Raw genomic sequence first — 19,027 nt, forward strand, 5'->3', positions numbered from 1 at the left:
GCGGAGGCGAGATGAACGACCGGATCGCACTCAGTTTCGATGAGCGGCACTACACGCTCAGCGAGTTGGACGGGCTCACCGCGGGCCTGGCCGAAGCCCTGATCGAACGCGGTGTGCGCCAGGGGGATCGGGTCGCGCTGATGTCGTCGAACCGGCCGGAGTTCGTGCTCGCCGTGCGCGCGATCTGGCTGGCCGGCGGCGCGGTGGTGCTCATCAGCCCGGCGTGGAAGCGCGGTGATGTCGAGCACGCGCTGGCCGTCACCGAGCCCGCCTACGCCATCGGTGACCAGCCGGTGCTGGCCGAGCTGATGCCCACGCTCTCGCTCGACGCCCCGATCACGCCGAGCACCGCCACTTTCGCCGAGCCGGTGCCATCCGAGGACGCGGTGCTCGTCTTCAGTTCGGGCACAACGGGATTGCCGAAAGCGGTGCGCCACACGCACGCGTCGTTCGCGGCCGCGGTGGAGCACTGGCGGGTGGCGCTCGGCTTCACCCGCGATGACCGGATTCAGATCGTCACCCCGCCCTCGCACATCCTCGGGCTGCTCAATATCGTGCTGGCGCTGCGGACCGGCGCCTGGATGCGCCTGCATCGCCGGTTCGACCTCGATCGGATGCTGCACCACATCGAGGCCGACCGGATTACCGTGGAGATGGCGGTCGCGCCGATCGCGCTGGCGATCGCCTCCCATCCCGACCTCGAGTCCTATGACCTGTCGTCGCTGCGCTACATCATGTGGGGCGCGACGCCGGTGACGCCGAGCGTCGCCGAGACCGTCACGCGCCGAACCGGCGTCGCGTGGGTGCCCGCCTACGGCGCCAGCGAACTGCCGGTGATCGCCTGCAATCCGCTCGAGGGCGCACGCCTCGACAGCGTGGGACGCCCGGTGCCCGGCGTCGAGATCCGGGTGGTCTCCACGACCTCCGGCGAGGAGGTCGAAACCGGCGATACCGGCGAGATCCAGGCTCGCTCCGCGTCGTCGATGGCCGGATACCTCCCCGACGACGCGACCGCGGCGGCCTACGCCGACGGCTGGTACCGCACCGGCGATGTCGGCTATCTCGACGACGACGGCTGGTTGCGGCTGACCGACCGGCTCAAGGAGATGATCAAGGTGCGCGGTTTCCAAGTGGCGCCCGCCGAGGTGGAGGCCGTCCTGCACGGCCACCCGGCGGTGGCCGACTGCGCGGTCTTCGGAGTCCCCGATCCGGCCGACGGCGAGGCGATCGTCGCCGCCGTCACCACCACGGGCTCGGTCGACGCCGACGAACTCATAGAGCTGGTCGGCACCCGGCTGGCCTCCTACAAGCGGCCGCGCCGAGTGGTGTTCGTGCCCGAAATCCCGCGCCTGCCCTCCGGCAAGGTGCTGCGCCGAGTACTGAAGGAGAGCCATGGACGTCCGGCTGACCTCTGAACAGCGACAGCTGCGCGACGCCGCTGCGAAACTGGCCGACGACCTCGGCCCCGGCTCGGTCAGCGACCTGGCCGACGAACAGCGGATCGCCCGGCTCGAGAAGACGGTCGCCAGCACCGGCTGGCGGGCCCTGCGCTCCGACGGCGCCTCCGGCGTCGAAGTGGCCATCGTGGCCGAGGAATTCGGCCGCGGGCTCGTCGACGTGCCGTTCCTCGGTCCACTTCTCGCTGACGACCTCTGGTCGCCCCCCGAATCGGTACCGCACTGGACCGTCGCCGTCGACGACCGCGCGATCGACGCGCGAGGTGCCCGCCAGGCCCTGATCGTGCGAGGCGAGTCGATGCTGGCCAGCGCGGTCGCCACCGCGACGACCGGCGCCGATCAGACACGGGCCGAGGCCGCGCTCACCGGCGTACCGAAACTGCTCGGCGAGCTGTCCCCGGCGCAGGTCACCCAGTGGCGAGCGCTGGCGCTCGTGAGCACCTGCGCCGATCTGGTCGGCACCGCGCGCGGTGCGCACGCACTGGCCACCGATTACGCGAAAGTCCGTGCGCAATACGGCAAGACGATCGGTTCCTATCAGGCCGTCGCCCATCTGCTCGCGGAGAGTCTCGCGCTGATCGAGGGCTCGGTGAGCGTGCTGCGCCATGCCGCGTGGGCCGTGGACGCGATCGAACCCGAGCGCGCCGTGCAGGCGGCCGTGATCGCCAAACTCTATTGCGCCAGAGCGGCATTGACCGTGTGCGAGACCGCGGTGCAGGTGCACGGCGGAATCGGCAACACCTGGGAGTGCCTGGCGCACGTGTATCTACGGCGGGCGCTGACGTCCACCGAGCTGTTCCCCACGAGCCTGGAGGAGATCGACCGTGGACTTTCGTGATTCGCCCGAGGAAGCGGCGTTCCGGGAACGCTTGCGCGAGTGGCTGTCCGGTGTCGCGGGACAGTTCCCGACCTCGGGTGACGAGTACTGGGCCAAGCAGGGCGAGTGGCACCGAGCGCTGCACGCGGCGGGTTTCTTCGGGCTGTCGTGGCCGCGCGAACACGGCGGCCACGAACTGCCCCCGGTCTACGACGTCATCCTCGACGAGGAGCTCGCCCTGGCCGGCGCGCCACCGCGGCCCAGCCTGGGCTATCTGATCCAGGGTCTGGGCAGGCACGCCGGCAAGCAACTGCAACAGCGCTTCCTGCCCGGCATGATCGACGGGACGCAGCGCTGGTGCCAGGGGTTCAGCGAACCGGACGCGGGTTCGGACCTGGCCGCGCTGCGGACCACGGCCACCCGTGAGGGCGATTCCTATGTGCTGCACGGGCACAAGATCTGGACGAGCTATTCCGACGTCGCGGACTGGTGCCTGCTGCTGGCCCGCACCGACTCCGAAGTGCCACGGCACAAAGGCATCTCGGCCTTCGTGGTGTCGATGAAACAACCCGGCGTGCAGCAGCGGCCGCTGCGCATGATCAGCGGGATCACCACCGAATTCGGCCAGGTGGCCTTCGACGGCGCGGTCGTGCCCGCCGATCAGATGGTCGGATCACCCGGCGACGGGTGGAAATTGGCGATGACGGTGGTCGGGCACGAGCGCGAACCCTCCACGCTCGGCTACGCGGCCCGCTACGGCAAGCTGGTGCGCCAGATGGCGGCCCGGACCTCGGGCCCGCTGCCCGCCGAGCTGGCCTGGGCCGCCGTGCAGACCGAGATGCTGCGCCTGCACGTGCGCCGGCGACTGTCCGAACAACTCGACGGCGTCTCGCACGGCCCAGAGGGTTCGCTCGACAAACTACTCATGACCTGGGTGGAACAGTCGGTCGGCCACGCCGCGCTCACCGTCGGCGGCACCCGCGATCCCGAACTGCTCAGCGCCTACCTCTACAGCCGCGCGCAGAGCGTCATGGGCGGGACGTCACAGATTCAGAAGAACATCATCGCCTCGCGCATTCTCGGATTGGGAGCCTGACCATGTACGACCTGCCTGCCGAAATCGACGTCCGCGCCGAAGGTCCGCTGCGGATCATCACGCTGAATCGGCCCGACGCGCTCAACGCGGTCAACGACGACCTGCACACCGGGCTCGCGCAGCTGTGGCCGCGCCTGAGCGAGGACCGGCAAGCCCGCGTCGCGGTCCTCACCGGCAGCGGCAAGGCGTTCTCCGCCGGCGGCGACTTCGCCTACCTCGCCGAGCTGAGCCGCGACGCCGACCTGCGCGCCAAGACGATCGCGCACGGCCGCGACCTCGTGCTCGGCATGGCGCGCTGCCGGATTCCGGTGATCGCGGCGGTCAACGGACCCGCCGTCGGCCTCGGGTGCAGCCTGGTCTCGCTCAGCGACATCGTCTACATCGCCGAGACCGCCTACCTCGCAGACCCACACGTGCAGGTGGGCCTGGTCGCCGCCGACGGCGGCCCGCTCACCTGGCCGCTGCACACCAGCCTGCTCTTCGCCAAGGAGTACGCGCTCACCGGCGCGCGCATCCCGGCCGAACGGGCCAGGGAGATGGGCCTGGTCAACCACGTCGTCGCCGACCCGGTGGCCGAGGCGCTGGCCTGCGCCAAGCGCATCCTGGAACTGCCTCGCCAGGCCGTCGAGAGCACGAAGCGACTGCTCAACCTGCACCTGGAACGGGCGGTGCTGGCCAGTCTCGACTACGCGACCACCGCCGAGGAGATCTCGTTCCAGACCGCGGATTTCCACGCCACCATCGAGCGGCTTACCGCGGGCAAGAAGTAGCCGGACCGGACACTCGGGAGCCGTCGATGAACACTGGCCTGTCCGACGACATCGCCGAATTGATCGCCATGGCGCGCGCGGGTTCGATCCGCGCGGCCGGGCGGTTGCTGAGCCTGGTCGAGAGCGAGCGCCGCGAACAGGTGCTCGCCCACCTCGATCCGGCCCCGATGCGTGTGATCGGGCTGACCGGGCCGCCCGGCGCGGGCAAGTCCACCACCATCGCGGTCCTGGTGACCGGTTACCGCGCGCGCGGGCAACGGGTGGCGGTGCTCGCCGTCGACCCGTCCTCGCCCTACAGCGGCGGCGCGCTGCTCGGCGACCGCATCCGGATGGCGGCACACATCGACGACCCCGACGTCCTGATCCGCTCGGTGGCCACCCGCGGACACCTGGGCGGCCTGGCCGCCGCCGTGCCCGCCGCGATCCGGCTGCTCGGCGCGCTCGGCTACGGCCTGGTCCTGTTGGAGACGGTGGGGGTGGGCCAGTCCGAGATCGAGATCGCCGCGGTCGCCGACCCGACCGTGGTCATCCTCAATCCCGGTGCGGGCGACGCGATCCAGGCCGCCAAAGCCGGGCTGCTCGAGGTGGCCGACATCCTCGTCGTCAACAAGGCCGACCGCGACGGCGCCGAGCAGACCGCGCGCGAACTCCACATCGAAACCGGCCTACCCATCCTCACCCTGGTCGCCTCACGCGGCACCGGGGTCGAGGAACTGATCGAGGCGATCGAGACCTACCACCGGACCGACACCGCCGCGCGCGGCACAGCCCGCGCACGGGCACAGATCCTGTCGCTCGCGCAGTCACGGTTGCGTGGCCATCCCGGCCTGGACGAGTTGGCCGCCGCGGTCGCTGCCGGGGACCGCGATCCCTACAGCGCGGCGGAGCAGTTGCTCGTCGGAGTGACCCACTAGAAGCTTCTGTTTATTGCGGCCAGCCGGGGTAGGGCGGTAGTACCTCCGGGGCGGGAACGCGGGCACCCGGCTGATGTGCGGATCGATCTGGGTTCAGCGATGCGGGAAATTCCGCGGGCCACTCACACGGTTGTTCTGTCCAACGGGTGGCATTGGGGGAGGAAGGAGACATAGGTTCCCAGACAACGGGCAGGGGATGGACTGGGTACCTCGAACTGCCGACCATGCGTGGCTCAGGGTCCGGGACGTTGCTTCTCCGTACAGCGAATCCCGCAACAGAATGGATAGACCATGCTTTCCCGTCCCCGCCTGGGAAAAAATCTCCGGTCTTGTTCCCGTTCCGGCCGGAAAAATATTCTCCGGTCTTGTTCCCGAAGGCCACGTCGCCGACCCATGCGCACACATCTACGGCCCACAGTTCAAAGCCATCGCGGGCGAAATAGTTTTCAACGTTGCGTATTTGAGCGAAGATGGTGCCTCGTACCTTCCATTGATAGTCGGCGGCTCGCTCGTCCAGTTGTCACATAGTCGGCGGATCGTACTTCAGAATATCGTGACCCTGTCTCTCCTTTAATTCCTCTTCGCTGAATTGTCCGGCTCCTCCCATGAACGCTGTCTCCATCATCGAACGCATTTGGGCAGCAGGTCCGGTCGCCAGATCGATGCCGGGTTCGGCAACCCACCGGAAGTTGTAGTCGAAGCGGTCGGGCCACCGGTTCGGCTGTACGGACGGCCCGGCACAGGCACTCAGCAGTAGGTAGATGGCCATCCCGATCGCGGCGGCACCGACCGCGCGCTTGCGCTTTATCGATATCATTTCGGTTCGTCCGACTCGCGGACATCACGCCATTCGGATCTGCAGTTGTATACGCCGGGAGCGTACTTTGCGAGATCTGCGTTCAAATTGGCGTAGCCAGTTTTTTGGCTATCACAGGTATTGGCAATGTCGGTCAACGAACGAAGTTCCCCGGTCTCGGGATCGAAGTATTTCCCGATATTCGAGTCATGCCCCGCGGCGGCCACGTCGGTGTCGGTGTAGGACTCGGCGGAAGTGCGCAGTAGCGAGCCGAATTCGCGGTAGCGACCACCGACGATCTGCAGGCTCCGGGTGCGCGCGGGCTCGATCCGATCCAGCTGCGGCGCGACATCGGCGCCGTGGAGAAAGGTACTGAGCGTGCCGAGCGAACCGGCCGATGTGTCCATGACCGGCAATCTGCCGATCTTGTCGTCTGCGAGTCTGTCCATTTCGGTTGCGGCAGAGCGCAACTCGGACGGCGAAACCTGCATGATCCCCCTCCGGATGATGTGCGGCCGATGGTATCAACGGCTCGATCGGGAGAGAGACTTCCGCAGAGCTGTTTGCTGAATATTCACCGATCGAGAAGGTCCTGCGCTGTCCGCGAAACGAAGCCACCTGTGAGCGCCGGTTGTCGAACAATGGTTCCGGACGAATGAAGTGATCTGCCTCCGAGTACGAGCGAGTCTGTCTCCGGCGAATGCGCTGGTGACAGACTCGCTGTGACAGGGTTGCCTTCGCGCTGCCGGAATGGGGTGAGGTGGTTCTCCGTCTTACCCGGGCGCGCCAAGGCTTTCGGGTGGTCGGGCATACGGGGATCGGTCGGGCGGGTCAGGGCTGTAGGTACAGCCGCTCGTTGGGCAGGCGAGGCAATCCGGTGCAATGGCTGGGATAGACGGCGACGGTGCCGGGACGGTGGGCGGCCACATCACAGACGAACACCAGTGCAGCGGTCAGGCATGCCGCGAATTCCATTCGCACACTGGGGAATTGGATCGCGAGATGGATGTCGGGCTCGTCAGGGCACGGTGATCGGTCGCCGATGTTCATCGCGGAGTCCGCCTCAGGATCGATTGCGCGCATTCGATGACGACCGCACCCGACGGTCGGAACACGCTGGTAGCTGGAGACACCCACGTGCGGACCATCAGCGGGTCCGGCATCGGGGATGGCAACGCGATCTCGCCGTCGCGTATCACCACCACCCGTGCCTCCCATAGCCGCGCCACTTCGTCGGGGTCACCGATCGGTCGAATATCGGCTCTGACCAAGAAGGTCCACATGTCGGCACGTGGGTGACCGACAATCGACAACGGGGCAACCCCGCGAACGTCGAGGCTGGTTTTGACGCAACGGGCCAAAGCGGTCGGCATCATCACCGCCCCGATCAACCCGGCCCCTATGGCAATCCGTCCTGTGCGTGGGTCGACCACGGCCGGAAGGCAACACGCGCTCTTGTAGAACTGACAGCGCGACAGCGGGGTTTCGGTGAAGGCCGAGGCAGGTTGGCTGGTCTGGGTCACCGGGACTCCTCGGGCAGTCCAGGAGCAGGGGCGCGTGGCCCCCTGACTTCGTCCGTGGGTGTGGCGGGCGCGCTCGTGAGCCAGCCGGCCTCACGCATCCCTTCGAGCATTCGGCGCAGTTCAGGCAGAGACTGCTGGGGCGCGGCGAGGGCGAGTCTTCTCATCGCCGGCTCTGCCGTTCCGCGAGACGCTGCCCGACGGTTACCCGCCACTGGGCGTGCTGATTCCGAAAGGCGTCACCGTTGCGGCGCAGCGAGTTCAGGGCACGCGCCACGCGCCACGGCGACATGTTCAGGTTGCGAGCGATTGTGTCGGCGGTGAGCAGACCACCCGGGGCAAGGACATCGAGCACCTGTTGCTCAACAACTGTCAGGCTCTTGGTAGTCGTGTCGGTTGGGCGGTCGGCAACACGTCGCTTGTCGGACGCTGATGCGTGGGTGAAGACCGTCATGGCTGCTAACTCCTGTGGGGGCGGGTGGCTGCTGCTAATCACCCTCCCAGTCGGCGGGGGCCCTCACACCTGCTCAGTGGTACAAGCTCCAACGGGTTTTTGGGTAGCTTGACCTGCTCGGATGACGTGAAATACAGAAGTTGCCCATTGTGATGGGTAACCTTCCTGGCAACTACTGCTCATGGGGTGAAGGGCTGTCGGTCATGGGAACGTCGTCAAGGTCACCGGGCACGAACGCACGCACGAGTCATCAGATGAGTCCGCAGGCGCGCGGCAGGGAGCTGGCCGCGCAGGGCAAGAAACTGTGGACCGAGTTGGGATCGGTACAGGGTGCGGCGGCTGAGCTGATGGCCCGATACCCGGACGTGCCGAGTTTGCAGGCGTATCGATACGCGGCAGGCCTATCCCAAGATCAGGCGGCAGTGCGATACAACGATGTGACCGGAAACCAGACCAGCCTTGGCGGTACATCTGTCAACGCCTGGGAGTCGTGGGCTCGCCGCAGGGGGCAGGGTTCCCCGCCCCCGATGTCAGGTTTGCTCATCTTGTGTGCGGCCTACGGACGGGGGCCGCTGGGGGTCGCGGAGGAGAGCATCAGCCCAACAGAGCTCATAGCCGAAGCCTACGAGCGGCTGCCAATCGAAGATCAGCTAGCGCTGAAAAGCTATACAGCGGACAAGGTTCCAGCCGGTGGACCAACATCGGCACTCGAGCGCGGCGCGATACGGAGTCAGCCTCCCGCTCTACACATTCGAGGAGGCCAAGTCGGCCCGGAGTTCATATTGACTGTTCCAACTGTCGAATACGGGAACCCGGACGTAGACGTGTTCACCCTACTCAATCCTCAGCCCGGCAGATTGATTGATCTCACGTGGGAGACCTTCGGTTATGGGGTGGAACGGTTGTCGCAACAGATCAAGAACCTTGGCAAACGCCTTGACATGGATATCTGCTTCGGAGTCAATGAAGCCGGCTTGGTTATAGCGACATTCCTGGCTTCATCTCGCTTTTCCCGATGCCGAATAGGCTACTTGCGGTGCAACAAAATGCGCGACGGCATAGACCTGGATAGTGCATCCTTCTACCCCGAAGCCAAAGAATCTCCTACGATTCTCATCTGCGACTTCGAAGTCAAGCATGCTGACGTAATCGGCTACCTCGCCCGGCAACTACGCCGCCGCTACCCCAAGGCCGAGCTGTACTTCGCCGTCTTTGGCGCGATGACCAAAGACCGACAATTGGACGTCGACAGCTTCGACGACCTAACCGGCGCCAGGATCATGCGCGCAGCAGAATTTGAAGCAATTTTCATCGCCGCAACAATGAGCCCTCCCGGAATTGAACCTCCATTGGAGTTGCGCTAGATTCGAGCAAAGGTGACCTTCGTATGAGCGACCAGAACACGACCGAGTTGGCGCAGTACATCACCGACATAGTGCCAACTATGATGGCCGAGATACGGCCCCGCTTGGTAGAAGCCGCGCTGACCGGGCACCGATCGGAGACTGAGAATATCCGCCACGAGGACAATTTCCTGTCGGAGTACGACTTGTGGATGCACGGACGCTACAAGGAACTTCTATCCGCGTACTTGCCGTCATTCATATACGCATCGGAAGAGGCTGATCCGCAAGTCGTTGGAAGCGACCCGGAACCAGACTTGTGCATCCTCGTCGATCCGCTGGATACCAGCGAATTGGCCGTTCGATCCCTGCATGGTTACACCCACATCATGGTCTACTCGCGATTTCTGAAACGGCCCATCATTGCGGTAGTCGGCGACATTTTTCATCATGTTCAGCTATACGCGGCCATGCGAGAACCGGATGGCACCGATCGTGCGTTCATGGTCACTGCAAGCGGCGACCGCCATGCACTGAACCAGCCTTCGCGCGCCCGGCTTCCCCAAGCGCTGGTCACGAACTACCTGATGCGTCCAGAGGAACGATTTCGCCCTCTGGCAAAGCAACAACAATTCTTCGATGCACTGAGCGCGGCATCGGCGGACGGAAAAAGGAGAGGGCGAATCGGGGTTGATTTCGGCTCTGTCAGTTTGTGCCACGTCGCTGCCGGATTCACCGATGCAACGGTGGAATTCGCCAAGGGGTTTGCCGTCTGGGATCTGTCACCCGGACATTATATTTTGCACGCAGCCGGGGGCGTGACGATCGATCTCGATGGTGATCCGATCCCGCTGGACTGCGGCCTCAACAGCACAGCGGAGATCAACCAGACGATGGGTACGCGCCGAAAGTTCATCGCGGCCGGCAATCGAGTCCTCGCAGAGGAGATACGCGAAACCATGCAGCGGTGACAGCGGCTGTTGCTGTGATCTGGCGTGGTCTCGACTACCCGCGCTGTGCGGCGGGCTGGGCCGAGATCGCTTCGGTCGCTTCGGCGCCGAAGCGGACGAGGGCTTCCTGGGCGAAGGAGGCGACGAGTTCGCCTGCGACGGTGAGGACGTCGCCTCGGCCGAAGGAGCGGCCGTGTGCCAGGACCGGGCTGTGCTGGCGCAGCAGTAGCCAGTCGTCGGTGCGGAACGGGCGGTGGAACCACAGGGTGTGGGCGGTGACGGCGGAGTTGAACGCGGTGCCGTTGCCGCGCTGGCTGATGCCCTCGAGTGGGCGCAGGGCGGTGCCGATGAGGTTCAGGTCGGTGGCGTAGGCGGCCAGCGCGGCGGACAGGTCGGCGTCGACGGCGGGCGTGCGCATCCAGAACTCGTACTCGGGCAGGGCGGCGGCGGTGGCGTTGAGATCGTCGAAAGCTCTTGTCTCCCAGGGGAGAAGGTCGAAGGTGACGCGGTATTCCGGATCGAGCAGCGTGGGGACGTCCTCGATGTGCTGGATTTGCGGGCCGTCCTCGTCGACGTGCATGGATACGGCGGCGGTGGCGATGACACGCCCGGACTGCCTGGCGACGATCGCGAGGGTGGCGAACGAGCGGCCTTCGTGCTGGCGGGTCACCTCGTAGCGCAGCGGCGCGTCGTAGCCGCCTTCCTTGGCGAAGAGGGTGTGGATCGACTTGACCGATTTGTCCGGGCAGGCGAGTTCGGCGGCGCGGACGAACTGCCCCAGGATCTGGCCGCCGAAGAGCCTGCGATAGTTCAGCGGCAGGTGGGGTCCTTCGAACACGGTCGTGGCAGGGCCGAGGTCGGTGGCGCTGTCGTCGGGCGGCGACACACCCAGATCCAGGCTGGCGAGCAGGCTGTTCCAGAGATCGGTCATAGTCGAATCTTCCTATTCTACCTGAAAGAGAATTATGTTCTCACGGTGCCGGTGACGCCCGCGGCGCAGAATTCCCAGACTTCCTCGGCGGTGATCGGGCGCGCTGCCAGGTCGTCCTGGCCGCCGCTGGACTGGGCGGTGAACATCACGGTCTGCATCGTCATGGCGGCCACCCGGCGGGGATTGAGGCCGGGGCGCAGCGTGCCCGCCGACGCGGCGTCGGTCACCAGGTCGACGAAGAGGTCGAGTAGTGGTGCGTGCGCGACTTTCACGTGGGCGGGATGGGTGACCAGCAGGCGCGGCGCGAAGTCGGTGAACAGCGGGTGGCGATCCCGGGGATCGGACCGGCACAGCGAGAACAGCAGCTGTACCGCGACTCCGAGCCGGGTCAGCGGATCGTCCTCCTCGGCCGCCGCCAGGCGGATCTGCTCGGCCGTGCGCAGCAGCGCGTCCTCGAACAGGGCGAGCAGCAGTTCGTGCTTGCCGTCGAATTGCAGATAGAAACTGCGCAGCGACTGGCGCGACCGCTCCACCACCTCCTGCACGGTGAAATCGGTGCTGCCGTTCTCGGAGATGATCGACTGGGCTGCTTCGAGGAAACGCTGCACCCGCTGTTCGGCCCGCAACCGGGTGGACTTGATCGACCGTTCCACCGCGCGTTGTTTCCAGGCGGGTTCCGCGCGCTCGCTCATAGCTGCACCAGCCGCGCGGCCGTGCCCGAAGCGCGCGCGATGGCGCCCGCCTCGCGGACCAGTTCGCGGGAACTGCCGAGCAGTCCGTCCAGGACCAGCACCCGGCGGATGTGGCGGTGCAGATCGTGTTCGGCGGTGAAGCCGATGCCGCCCAGCGTCTGCTGACAGTGCCGCGCGGTGATCAGGGCGGCCCGCCCCGCGGCGGCCTTGGCCAGCAGCAAGCCCAGATCGTCGGTGGCCGCGGCTAGGGTGGCCTCGGCGCCCTCGATCGCGACGAAGGTCTCGGCGAGGCGGTGCCGGATCGCCTGGAACGAGGCCACCGGCCGCCCGAACTGCACGCGATCGACGGCGTGGGTGCGGGCGAGGGCCAGCATGGCCCGGCTCGCGCCGGTGAGCCACCAGCCCAGCGCCCGTCGGCCCTGCGCCAGTGGGATCGGCGTCCCCGCCGGGACCGCGCGGATCGGCAGATCGGCGTCCAGGGTCGGGGATCGGTCAACGCCGGACGCGTCGTCGGCGTGGTCCCAGCGCACCCAGGTCCCCCCGGACCAGGGCAGCGCGACCGGGTCGTCGGCGGACAGTCCGCCCGCCGCCCGGATGACGTCGTTGAGCAGCGGCGCGTGCGCGCCGGTCTCGCCGAGCAACCGGAACACCAGGGGGACAGTGGCATCAGGCGCGTCGGTCAGCATCTCCTGCCAGCCCAGGTCGACGAGCGCTGTGTGCAGCTCCGCGCCGGAGACGTCGCGCATGGTCTTGCGCAGCGTCTGAGCCAGCAGATCGAGTTCGGCAGCATCCACGGTTCACTCTTTCCCCAGGTCGAGCAGTCGACGCGCGATGATGTTGCGTTGGATCTCGGCGGTGCCGCCGTAGATCGTCGCGGCGCGCGAGTACAGGTATTCCGCGCGCCACGGCGAATCGGCGAGCTCGATGACGCCGGGCAGCAGATCGCGGACGGTGTCGAACAGGTGCTGTTCGGCCGTGGCGAGCAGCACCTTGTCGACGGAGGTCTCCGGCCCCAGCTTGCCGCCGGCCGCCAGACGCTCCTGCGTCGCCAGCGAGCGGCAGCGGATGGTGTGCAGGGCCAGATGGACAGCGCCGAGTTCGGCGTCGTCGTGGCCCGCCTGGTCGTGCGCGGTCTGCTCGAGCAGCTGGTCGAATCGCGTGTAGAGATAAGCGATCCGGTGCCAGAAGCAGGTGGAGCGCTCGTGTGGGAGCAGATCCATCGCGATCCGCCAGCCGTCGCCCGGTCGGCCGAGCATGCGGTCGGCGGGCACGACGACCTCGTCGAAGTACACCTCGGCGAATTCGTCGATGCCGTGCATCGTGCGCAACGGCCGCACGGTGATGCCGGGGGAGTCCATGTCGACGAAGAACGCGGTGATCCCGTCGTGGCCGATTCCGGTGCGGGTCAACAGGACACAGCGCGCCGCGTACTGGGCGAGACTGGTCCACACCTTTTGACCGGTGATCACCCAGTGCTCACCGCGCTGCTCGGCCTTGGTGCTCAGGGACGCGAGATCGCTGCCCGAGCCGGGCTCGGAGAACCCCTGGCACCACTGTTCCCGGCCGCTGAGCAGTCGCGGCACCATTTCCGCCGCCAACTGCGGGCTGGCGTAGGAGATCATCGTGGGCGCGAGCACCTCGATCATGGAGTAGATGCCGGGCTCGGCGAGGTCGCGGGTCGCGACCTCCTCGCCGAGGATCGCCCGCAGCACCGCCGGTCCGCCGAGACCTCCCACCTCGGCGGGCCAGCCGTACCGCATCCAGTCCGCGTCGAAGAGCGCGCGCCGGACCCTGGCCAGTTGCTCGACCTGTGCGTCGAGCGAATGGTCGGGCCCCGCGGACAGGTCGTTCGCGTCGAGCCAGGACCGCAGACCGGTCCGAAAGTCGGCGCGGTTCACGCACTCGGTCGTTCGAAGGCGTGCGGACGGCCGGAATCGTGGTCGCCGTTGCGACGGATGAACGTCATGGCCCTGGTGCGCAGCCGCCAGCCCGCGTCGGTGCGCGCGTAGGTATCGCTGTAGTAGCCGATCCGCATGTCGTGGGTCGACTGCTCGATGAAGCACAGCGGCTGGGTGCCGCTGGCGGTGTCGCCGTCGATCTCCAATGCCGGTGTGCCGGTGAGGAACAACCCCTTCGGCGCCGCGGCGACGAGATCGGGGAACTCGTCGAGCGGGTAGGTGTCGCCGAAGGCGCTGTAGTTGCCGTCGGGGGTGAACACCGCGATCAGGCCCTCGATGTCGCCCTTGGTGATGGTGACCGCGTACCGCGCGAGCAGCTGTTCCAGCTCGATCACGTCGTCAATTCTGGACAAAGACTTTTCCGCCTTTCATCACGAACCGCACCCGCTGGGTGACGGTGATGTCGGTGAGTGGGTCGCCGGGAACCGCGATGATGTCGGCGAGCAGACCCTCGGCCAGCCGGCCCCGGTCGGTGACATCGATCAGTTCGGCGGCCGTGACGGTCGCGGCGCGCAGCACGGCCAACGGGCTCATGCCGCGATCGACGAGCGCGACCAACTCGTCGGCGTTGCGGCCGTGCGGGATCGCGGGGGCGTCGGTGCCCACCGCGATCTTCACCCCGGCCTTGTACGCGGCCAGCACCGAGGTGCGGGCGCGCGGGAACATCTGCGCCGCCTTGGCTTGGAGCTCCGGCGGTGCTTTCGACACGTCCATGGCGTCGGCCAGGCGGGTGGTCGGCACCAGGTAGGTGCCCTTCTCGACCATCAGGGCGATGGCGTCGTCGTCGATCAGGAAGCCGTGCTCGATGCAGTCGATTCCCGCCTCGACTGCGGCGCGCACCGCGTCGGCGCCGTGGGTGTGCGAGGCGACCCGCAACCCGCGCCGGTGCGCCTCGTCGACGATCGCCCGCAGTTCCTCGGACGAATAGTGTTGCGCCCCAGGCGCTCCGGTGAGCGACATGACGCCGCCGGAGACGCAGACCTTGATCAGCTGCGCGCCGTGCTTGATCTGGTACCGGACCGCCTTGCGCACCTCATCGACACCGTTGGCGATGCCCTCCTCGATGCTGAGTTCCAGCACGTGCGGGGCGAACGCGGCGAACATCGTCGGATCGAGATGTCCGCCGGTCGGGGTGATCGCGTGCCCGGCGGGCACGATGCGCGGACCGTCGACCCAGCCGGCGTCGATGGCCTTGCCGAGCGCGACGTCGAGCAGATACCCGCCGGTCTTGACGAACAGACCGAGGTTGCGCACGGTCGTGAAACCGGCCCGCAGCGTGCGGCGGGCATTGCCCACCGCACGCAGCATTCGCAGCGGGGGATCATCCTGAACGCTGGAGGCCAGCCCGGTCTCGCCGCGCCCGCCCATCAGGAGGTTGACCTCCATGTCCATCAGGCCGGGCAGCAGGACGGCGTCGCCGAGGTCGATGATCTCGCCCTCGGGTTCGCCGCCGAGGCCGACGATCCGATCACCCTCGATCCGGATGACTCCTGGTCGGACGATCTCGCCGGTGTCGATGTCGAGGTACCCGGCGGCCAACAGCGTCAGCATGATCAGACCACCGGCTCCCGGATGAGGTGGACCATGGCGGCGCCGGAGTCGGGCACCCGCGCCTGCTTCCAGACCTCGACGGGGAAGGACACGTTCACCAGCGACTGCATCAGATGCAGCAGCGCGCGGGCATCCTCGGGCAGGTCGTCGAGCGGGAACTTGTCGCAGTAGGTGATCGCGTCCTCCAGCCGGGGGAACGCCTTGTCGTAGAACTCCTGCATGTCGGGCATGCTCGAGGCGAGACGCTTGGTGTAGCGCTGCGGCTCGGTGGGCAGGACCCAGTCGGAGAACTGCTCCAGATCAGCGAATTCAGCGGGCAGCAGTGGCATCTCGGTACTCCTGAACCTTGTCCTTGGCGACCTTGTGCAGGTGGCGCAGCAAGATCTCCTGGTCGTTGAGGGGGAAATCGGACACGATGCGGGTGGCCAGCATCGTCTGGGTGGCTTCGAGGGTGTTCGCGTCCTGCAGCGCGTACTCCTTGAAGGTGACCGCGGCCAGCTCCTGGCCCAGGCGTTCGCGCGCGGTCTTGGGCGGCACGAAGTACAGGTTCGCCTCGAAGATGTGCTTGTTCACCGCGGTCGGCCAGTAGTGGTAGGTGAGGTACCAGCCGGGCTCCCAGAACAGCAGCGACATGTTCGGGAAGATCTCGAACTCGTCGACGCCCCAGGCCCGGTGGCGGGCGGGGTTGATGCCCTCGGGCAGCTTGTCCAGGCCCTCGATGTCGGGCTTGTCCCACGGTCCGAACAGGCCGCTGCGCAGCACGCGCTCGATCGGCTTGACCATGTTGGGGTCCTTGGGCGGGGCCATGCCGCCCCACGAGGAGATCATCGAGTGCGGGCTCTGCAGCTCGTAGTGCAGCGCCTCGTAACCGGTGCCCGCCAGCTTGTCGGCCTCGTCCTTGACCGCCTGCTTCATGTGCAGGATCGGCGCGTGGTAGAACTCGGCGAACGCGTCGATGAACAGCTTCCAGTTGCTGCCGATCTCGGCGCGGTAGCTGTAGACCTCGGTGAACTCGTGGAACGGGTAGCCTTCGACGCCGGCGACGAGGGTGCCCAGGTACTCGGTGAGCGGCGGGGCGTCCTCGTCGAGGTTGACGAAGATGAAGCCCTCCCATACCTCGCAGCGCACGGTTTTGAGGCCGTAGAGCTGCTTGTCGAGGTCGAAGAACTCCTTCTCCTGCTGGACGAAGTTCACCTCACCCTCGAGGCTGTAGCGCCAGGCGTGGTACTTGCAGGTGAACTGGCGGCACGTGCCCGAGGTCTCCTCGTTCGGGAAGTCGTCCCAGACCAGCTTGTTGCCGCGGTGGCGGCAGATGTTGTGGAACGCCCGCACGACCTGATCGTTGCCCTTGGCGATGATGAGCGAGGTGCCGACCGAGGGCAGTTCCCTGGTGAAGTAGCTGCCGACCTTCGGAAGTCGTTCGACGCGACCGATATTGAGCCAGGTCTTCTTGAAGATGGCGTTGCGCTCGTCCTCGTAGAAGTCGGGGTCGATGGAGTCGGTGTAGTCCACCGGCTCGGTGCCGAGCTCGGGGTAGTGCTCCGTCCAGCTACCCGCTGTCGGCTTGGTGAAGTGGGCCAAAGGATTACCTTTCCGTGTGTTCGACTTCGACGCCGAAGGTGTTGAAGGCCATGGCCAACATGCCGTAGCCGCCGACCGTGAAGACCAGATCCATGCACTGCCGCTCGTCGAGGTGCGCGCCGAGGGCGGCCCAGGTCGAATCGGACAGGTTCGCTGTGGTGTCGAGTTCGTCGGTCGCGGTGAAGATCACGCGATCGAACTCGTCGGTGGGGGGCCCGCCCTGCGCCGCCGCGATATCGGCGGCGCTCACGCCGGACTCGTGGGCCATCTCCACGTGATGGGCCCACTCGTAGGCGCAGCCGCGTCGATGGGCGACGCGCAGGATCGCCAGTTCGCGTACCCGCGCCGGCAGTGTCGACCGGAACAGCAGGTGCACACCGAGGCTCAGGTAGGCCTTCGTCAGGTCCGGATGGCGGACCAGGGTGGACAGTGCGTTTCCGGCGTCCGCCGGGTTCTGCCGGTCCCGGGGGAGCAGACCGGACAGGGCGCGCTGAACCTGCTCGTCCCATTGGTCCGCCGGCAGCGGGGGTAGGCGCATCACTGCCTCCTCTCGATTCGGAGAATCACGTTCTCGTATTTGAACTGTAAGATTTCCATGGGTTGGGCGGATAGTCAACGGGTCATTGATTCTCGCTGAATGAGAAGCTAGTTTTCATTGAGAGAGAGTGACGTAACCTCAGGAAGGGAGATCCACCATGACCGCAGTGCCACTGCGTCCCGGTGATCAACTCGCCAGCACCGTCTGCGGTACGCGGGTGGTGGTGATCCGGGTACCGGCCAATCGGACGCCCGTGATCACCTGTGGCGCGAGCCCGATGGTCCCTGCCGTCAACGCCCCCACGGTCGCCGCGAGCGGTGCGCCGAGCACGGTGATCGGCAAGCGGTATGTGGATGTGGCCGAGCACGTCGAGGTGCTGTGCATCGCGGCGGGCGCGGGCTCGTTGAGCTGCGACGGCGAGCCGATGACGGTGAAGGCGGCCAAAGCGCTGCCCGCCTCGGATTGATGGGGGAACCACGCATGTCCGGTGGGATGAGTTTCGCGCTGAGCGAGGATCAGCAGCTGATCCGCGACTCGGTCGCCGAGCTGATGAAGAAGTTCGACGACAAGTACTGGATGGAGCGCGATCAGGCCCACGAGTTCCCGGCGGCGTTCTACGACACCATCGCCGCGGGCGGCTGGCTCGGCATCACGATTCCGCCGGAGTACGGCGGGCACGGGCTGGGGATCACCGAGGCGTCGATATTGCTCGAGGAGGTCGCCCGCTCCGGCGGTGGGATGAACGCGGCCACCGCGATTCACCTGTCGATCTTCGGCATGCATCCGGTGGTGGTGCACGGATCCGAGGAGCTCAAGCGCCGGACCCTGCCCCGCATCGTCAGCGGTGATCTGCACGTGTGTTTCGGGGTCACCGAACCGGGTGCGGGTCTCGACACCACCCGGATCAGTACGTTCGCCCGGCGCGAGGGCGATCACTACGTGGTCAACGGGCGCAAGGTGTGGATCTCCAAGGCCATGGAGTCGGAGAAGATCCTGCTGCTCACGCGCACCACCCGGTACGAGGACGTCGAGAAGAAGACCGACGGCATGACCCTGTTCCTCACCGACCTCGACCGCACCAAGGTCGACATCCGGCCGATCGCGAAAATGGGTCGCAACGCCGTCACCTCGAACGAACTGTTCATCGACGACCTGCGGATTCCGGTCGAGGACCGGGTCGGAGAAGAGGGCATGGGTTTCCGGTATCTGCTGGACGGGCTCAACCCCGAGCGGATGCTGATCGCCGCCGAAGCACTCGGCATCGGCCGGGTCGCCCTGGACCGGGCCGTGCGCTACGCCGGTGACCGCGAAGTCTTCGGCAGGCCGATCGGGATGAACCAGGCCATCCAGTTCCCGCTCGCCGACTCGCTGACCCATCTCGACGCCGCCGAGCTGGTCCTGCGCAAGGCCACCTGGCTCTACGACAACGGCCAACCGTGCGGTCGCGAGGCGAACACCGCCAAGTATCTGTGCGCGGAGGCAGGTTTCACCGCCGCCGATCGCGCGCTGCAAACCCACGGCGGGATGGGTTACGCCGAGGAGTACAACGTCGCCCGCTACTTCCGCGAGGCGCGCGTGATGAAGATCGCGCCGATCAGTCAGGAAATGATCCTGAACTACCTGGGATCGCACACGCTGGGAATGCCGAGGAGCTACTGA

23 protein-coding genes are annotated in these 19,027 nt (G+C 66.4%); 9 read left to right on the forward strand and 14 right to left on the reverse strand.

Annotation, left to right across the window (positions count from 1 at the left end; all coding sequences use genetic code 11):
* Positions 1–11: 11 nt before the first annotated feature.
* Genes ACWDXS_RS03885 through meaB form a run of 5 tightly spaced genes read left to right on the forward strand, consistent with a single transcriptional unit; the run spans position 12 to position 5,054 of the window.
* Positions 12–1,415 (forward strand): class I adenylate-forming enzyme family protein, encoded by a 1,404-nt coding sequence (locus tag ACWDXS_RS03885; RefSeq protein ID WP_449961724.1) that lies wholly within the window; start codon positions 12–14, stop codon positions 1,413–1,415.
* Entirely contained in the window at positions 1,393–2,295 is a 903-nt protein-coding gene (locus ACWDXS_RS03890) for an acyl-CoA dehydrogenase family protein (protein WP_067445220.1), read from the forward strand. Before ACWDXS_RS03885 ends, ACWDXS_RS03890 begins: the two co-directional genes overlap by 23 nt.
* A complete protein-coding gene (locus ACWDXS_RS03895) occupies positions 2,282–3,370 on the forward strand; it encodes an acyl-CoA dehydrogenase family protein (protein ID WP_449961728.1) in 1,089 nt (362 codons plus the stop codon). The genes ACWDXS_RS03890 and ACWDXS_RS03895 overlap by 14 nt, the downstream gene beginning before the upstream one ends.
* Positions 3,371–3,372: 2 nt before the next feature.
* Entirely contained in the window at positions 3,373–4,140 is a 768-nt protein-coding gene (locus ACWDXS_RS03900; protein WP_387444578.1) for an enoyl-CoA hydratase/isomerase family protein, read from the forward strand.
* A 26-nt stretch (positions 4,141–4,166) separates the two neighbouring features.
* Complete coding sequence (gene meaB, locus ACWDXS_RS03905; RefSeq protein WP_449961732.1) at positions 4,167–5,054, forward strand: methylmalonyl Co-A mutase-associated GTPase MeaB; 888 nt, start codon at positions 4,167–4,169, stop codon at positions 5,052–5,054.
* 520 nt (positions 5,055–5,574) lie between these two features.
* Here the strand turns inward: meaB and ACWDXS_RS03910 are convergent.
* From ACWDXS_RS03910 to ACWDXS_RS03930, 5 genes are all read right to left on the reverse strand, one after another.
* A complete protein-coding gene (locus ACWDXS_RS03910) occupies positions 5,575–5,871 on the reverse strand; it encodes a hypothetical protein (protein ID WP_449961735.1) in 297 nt (98 codons plus the stop codon).
* Positions 5,868–6,341, reverse strand: a complete 474-nt coding sequence (locus tag ACWDXS_RS03915) for a type VII secretion target (protein WP_449961738.1) — start codon at positions 6,339–6,341, stop codon at positions 5,868–5,870. Before ACWDXS_RS03915 ends, ACWDXS_RS03910 begins: the two co-directional genes overlap by 4 nt.
* A 340-nt stretch (positions 6,342–6,681) precedes the next feature.
* Positions 6,682–6,900 carry a hypothetical protein gene (locus ACWDXS_RS03920; RefSeq protein ID WP_449961741.1) on the reverse strand — a complete coding sequence of 73 codons (219 nt, stop codon included), beginning with the start codon at positions 6,898–6,900 and terminating at the stop codon, positions 6,682–6,684.
* Positions 6,897–7,373, reverse strand: a complete 477-nt coding sequence (locus ACWDXS_RS03925; RefSeq protein WP_449961744.1) for a DNA-directed RNA polymerase subunit beta — start codon at positions 7,371–7,373, stop codon at positions 6,897–6,899. Before ACWDXS_RS03925 ends, ACWDXS_RS03920 begins: the two co-directional genes overlap by 4 nt.
* A 160-nt stretch (positions 7,374–7,533) precedes the next feature.
* On the reverse strand, positions 7,534–7,824 hold the full coding sequence (locus tag ACWDXS_RS03930; protein ID WP_449961747.1) for a hypothetical protein: 291 nt from the start codon (positions 7,822–7,824) through the stop codon (positions 7,534–7,536).
* Positions 7,825–8,078: 254 nt separating this feature from the next.
* Between ACWDXS_RS03930 and ACWDXS_RS03935 the strand changes: the two genes are divergently transcribed.
* A complete protein-coding gene (locus tag ACWDXS_RS03935) occupies positions 8,079–9,188 on the forward strand; it encodes a hypothetical protein (RefSeq protein WP_449961750.1) in 1,110 nt (369 codons plus the stop codon).
* A gap of 23 nt (positions 9,189–9,211) precedes the next feature.
* Complete coding sequence (locus ACWDXS_RS03940) at positions 9,212–10,138, forward strand: inositol monophosphatase family protein (RefSeq protein ID WP_449961753.1); 927 nt, start codon at positions 9,212–9,214, stop codon at positions 10,136–10,138.
* Positions 10,139–10,172: 34 nt separating this feature from the next.
* Here ACWDXS_RS03940 and ACWDXS_RS03945 read toward each other — a convergent pair whose 3' ends face one another.
* From ACWDXS_RS03945 to ACWDXS_RS03985, 9 genes are read right to left on the reverse strand one after another with little or no spacing between them, the layout of a single operon-like run.
* Positions 10,173–11,048 carry an acyl-CoA thioesterase gene (locus tag ACWDXS_RS03945; RefSeq protein WP_449961754.1) on the reverse strand — a complete coding sequence of 292 codons (876 nt, stop codon included), beginning with the start codon at positions 11,046–11,048 and terminating at the stop codon, positions 10,173–10,175.
* Between the two features lie 32 nt (positions 11,049–11,080).
* Positions 11,081–11,740 carry a TetR/AcrR family transcriptional regulator gene (locus ACWDXS_RS03950; RefSeq protein WP_449961757.1) on the reverse strand — a complete coding sequence of 220 codons (660 nt, stop codon included), beginning with the start codon at positions 11,738–11,740 and terminating at the stop codon, positions 11,081–11,083.
* Complete coding sequence (locus tag ACWDXS_RS03955) at positions 11,737–12,486, reverse strand: acyl-CoA dehydrogenase family protein (protein WP_449963404.1); 750 nt, start codon at positions 12,484–12,486, stop codon at positions 11,737–11,739. Before ACWDXS_RS03955 ends, ACWDXS_RS03950 begins: the two co-directional genes overlap by 4 nt.
* 51 nt (positions 12,487–12,537) lie before the next feature.
* The gene (locus ACWDXS_RS03960) at positions 12,538–13,638 is read right to left on the reverse strand and encodes an acyl-CoA dehydrogenase family protein (RefSeq protein WP_449961760.1); all 1,101 of its coding nucleotides are present in this window, start codon (positions 13,636–13,638) and stop codon (positions 12,538–12,540) included.
* Positions 13,635–14,042, reverse strand: coding sequence for a nuclear transport factor 2 family protein (locus ACWDXS_RS03965; protein ID WP_378990423.1), 408 nt, complete (start codon positions 14,040–14,042; stop codon positions 13,635–13,637). The genes ACWDXS_RS03960 and ACWDXS_RS03965 overlap by 4 nt, the downstream gene beginning before the upstream one ends.
* Entirely contained in the window at positions 14,038–15,249 is a 1,212-nt protein-coding gene (locus tag ACWDXS_RS03970) for an amidohydrolase family protein (protein WP_449961763.1), read from the reverse strand. Before ACWDXS_RS03970 ends, ACWDXS_RS03965 begins: the two co-directional genes overlap by 5 nt.
* Positions 15,250–15,251: 2 nt before the next feature.
* Complete coding sequence (locus ACWDXS_RS03975; protein WP_387444603.1) at positions 15,252–15,578, reverse strand: hypothetical protein; 327 nt, start codon at positions 15,576–15,578, stop codon at positions 15,252–15,254.
* On the reverse strand, positions 15,559–16,830 hold the full coding sequence (locus ACWDXS_RS03980; protein ID WP_067444784.1) for an aromatic ring-hydroxylating oxygenase subunit alpha: 1,272 nt from the start codon (positions 16,828–16,830) through the stop codon (positions 15,559–15,561). Before ACWDXS_RS03980 ends, ACWDXS_RS03975 begins: the two co-directional genes overlap by 20 nt.
* Before the next feature lie 4 nt (positions 16,831–16,834).
* Entirely contained in the window at positions 16,835–17,368 is a 534-nt protein-coding gene (locus ACWDXS_RS03985) for a carboxymuconolactone decarboxylase family protein (RefSeq protein WP_067444787.1), read from the reverse strand.
* A gap of 157 nt (positions 17,369–17,525) precedes the next feature.
* Here ACWDXS_RS03985 and ACWDXS_RS03990 point away from each other — a divergent pair, with 157 nt between their 5' ends.
* Together ACWDXS_RS03990 and ACWDXS_RS03995 are read left to right on the forward strand one after the other, a co-directional pair.
* Positions 17,526–17,834: a hypothetical protein gene (locus ACWDXS_RS03990; protein WP_449961768.1), complete on the forward strand. Its 309-nt coding sequence runs from the start codon at positions 17,526–17,528 to the stop codon at positions 17,832–17,834.
* Between the two features lie 14 nt (positions 17,835–17,848).
* Positions 17,849–19,027 carry an acyl-CoA dehydrogenase family protein gene (locus ACWDXS_RS03995; protein WP_449961771.1) on the forward strand — a complete coding sequence of 393 codons (1,179 nt, stop codon included), beginning with the start codon at positions 17,849–17,851 and terminating at the stop codon, positions 19,025–19,027.

The organism is Nocardia sp. NPDC003183 (assembly GCF_053590715.1).

Excerpts from the sequence above, each read along its gene's own strand:
- ACWDXS_RS03985 (WP_067444787.1), bottom strand. The coding sequence starts at position 17,368 with ATGCGCCTACCCCCGCTGCCGGCGGACCAATGGGACGAGCAGGTTCAG.
- ACWDXS_RS03940 (WP_449961753.1), top strand. The coding sequence starts at position 9,212 with ATGAGCGACCAGAACACGACCGAGTTGGCGCAGTACATCACCGACATA.
- ACWDXS_RS03900 (WP_387444578.1), top strand. The coding sequence starts at position 3,373 with ATGTACGACCTGCCTGCCGAAATCGACGTCCGCGCCGAAGGTCCGCTG.
- ACWDXS_RS03885 (WP_449961724.1), top strand. The coding sequence starts at position 12 with ATGAACGACCGGATCGCACTCAGTTTCGATGAGCGGCACTACACGCTC.
- ACWDXS_RS03995 (WP_449961771.1), top strand. The coding sequence starts at position 17,849 with ATGTCCGGTGGGATGAGTTTCGCGCTGAGCGAGGATCAGCAGCTGATC.
- ACWDXS_RS03950 (WP_449961757.1), bottom strand. The coding sequence starts at position 11,740 with ATGAGCGAGCGCGCGGAACCCGCCTGGAAACAACGCGCGGTGGAACGG.
- ACWDXS_RS03920 (WP_449961741.1), bottom strand. The coding sequence starts at position 6,900 with ATGAACATCGGCGACCGATCACCGTGCCCTGACGAGCCCGACATCCAT.
- ACWDXS_RS03930 (WP_449961747.1), bottom strand. The coding sequence starts at position 7,824 with ATGACGGTCTTCACCCACGCATCAGCGTCCGACAAGCGACGTGTTGCC.
- ACWDXS_RS03910 (WP_449961735.1), bottom strand. The coding sequence starts at position 5,871 with ATGATATCGATAAAGCGCAAGCGCGCGGTCGGTGCCGCCGCGATCGGG.
- ACWDXS_RS03955 (WP_449963404.1), bottom strand. The coding sequence starts at position 12,486 with ATGCGCGACGTCTCCGGCGCGGAGCTGCACACAGCGCTCGTCGACCTG.
- meaB (WP_449961732.1), top strand. The coding sequence starts at position 4,167 with ATGAACACTGGCCTGTCCGACGACATCGCCGAATTGATCGCCATGGCG.
- ACWDXS_RS03975 (WP_387444603.1), bottom strand. The coding sequence starts at position 15,578 with ATGCCACTGCTGCCCGCTGAATTCGCTGATCTGGAGCAGTTCTCCGAC.
- ACWDXS_RS03970 (WP_449961763.1), bottom strand. The coding sequence starts at position 15,249 with ATGCTGACGCTGTTGGCCGCCGGGTACCTCGACATCGACACCGGCGAG.
- ACWDXS_RS03890 (WP_067445220.1), top strand. The coding sequence starts at position 1,393 with ATGGACGTCCGGCTGACCTCTGAACAGCGACAGCTGCGCGACGCCGCT.
- ACWDXS_RS03945 (WP_449961754.1), bottom strand. The coding sequence starts at position 11,048 with ATGACCGATCTCTGGAACAGCCTGCTCGCCAGCCTGGATCTGGGTGTG.
- ACWDXS_RS03935 (WP_449961750.1), top strand. The coding sequence starts at position 8,079 with ATGAGTCCGCAGGCGCGCGGCAGGGAGCTGGCCGCGCAGGGCAAGAAA.
- ACWDXS_RS03915 (WP_449961738.1), bottom strand. The coding sequence starts at position 6,341 with ATGCAGGTTTCGCCGTCCGAGTTGCGCTCTGCCGCAACCGAAATGGAC.
- ACWDXS_RS03990 (WP_449961768.1), top strand. The coding sequence starts at position 17,526 with ATGACCGCAGTGCCACTGCGTCCCGGTGATCAACTCGCCAGCACCGTC.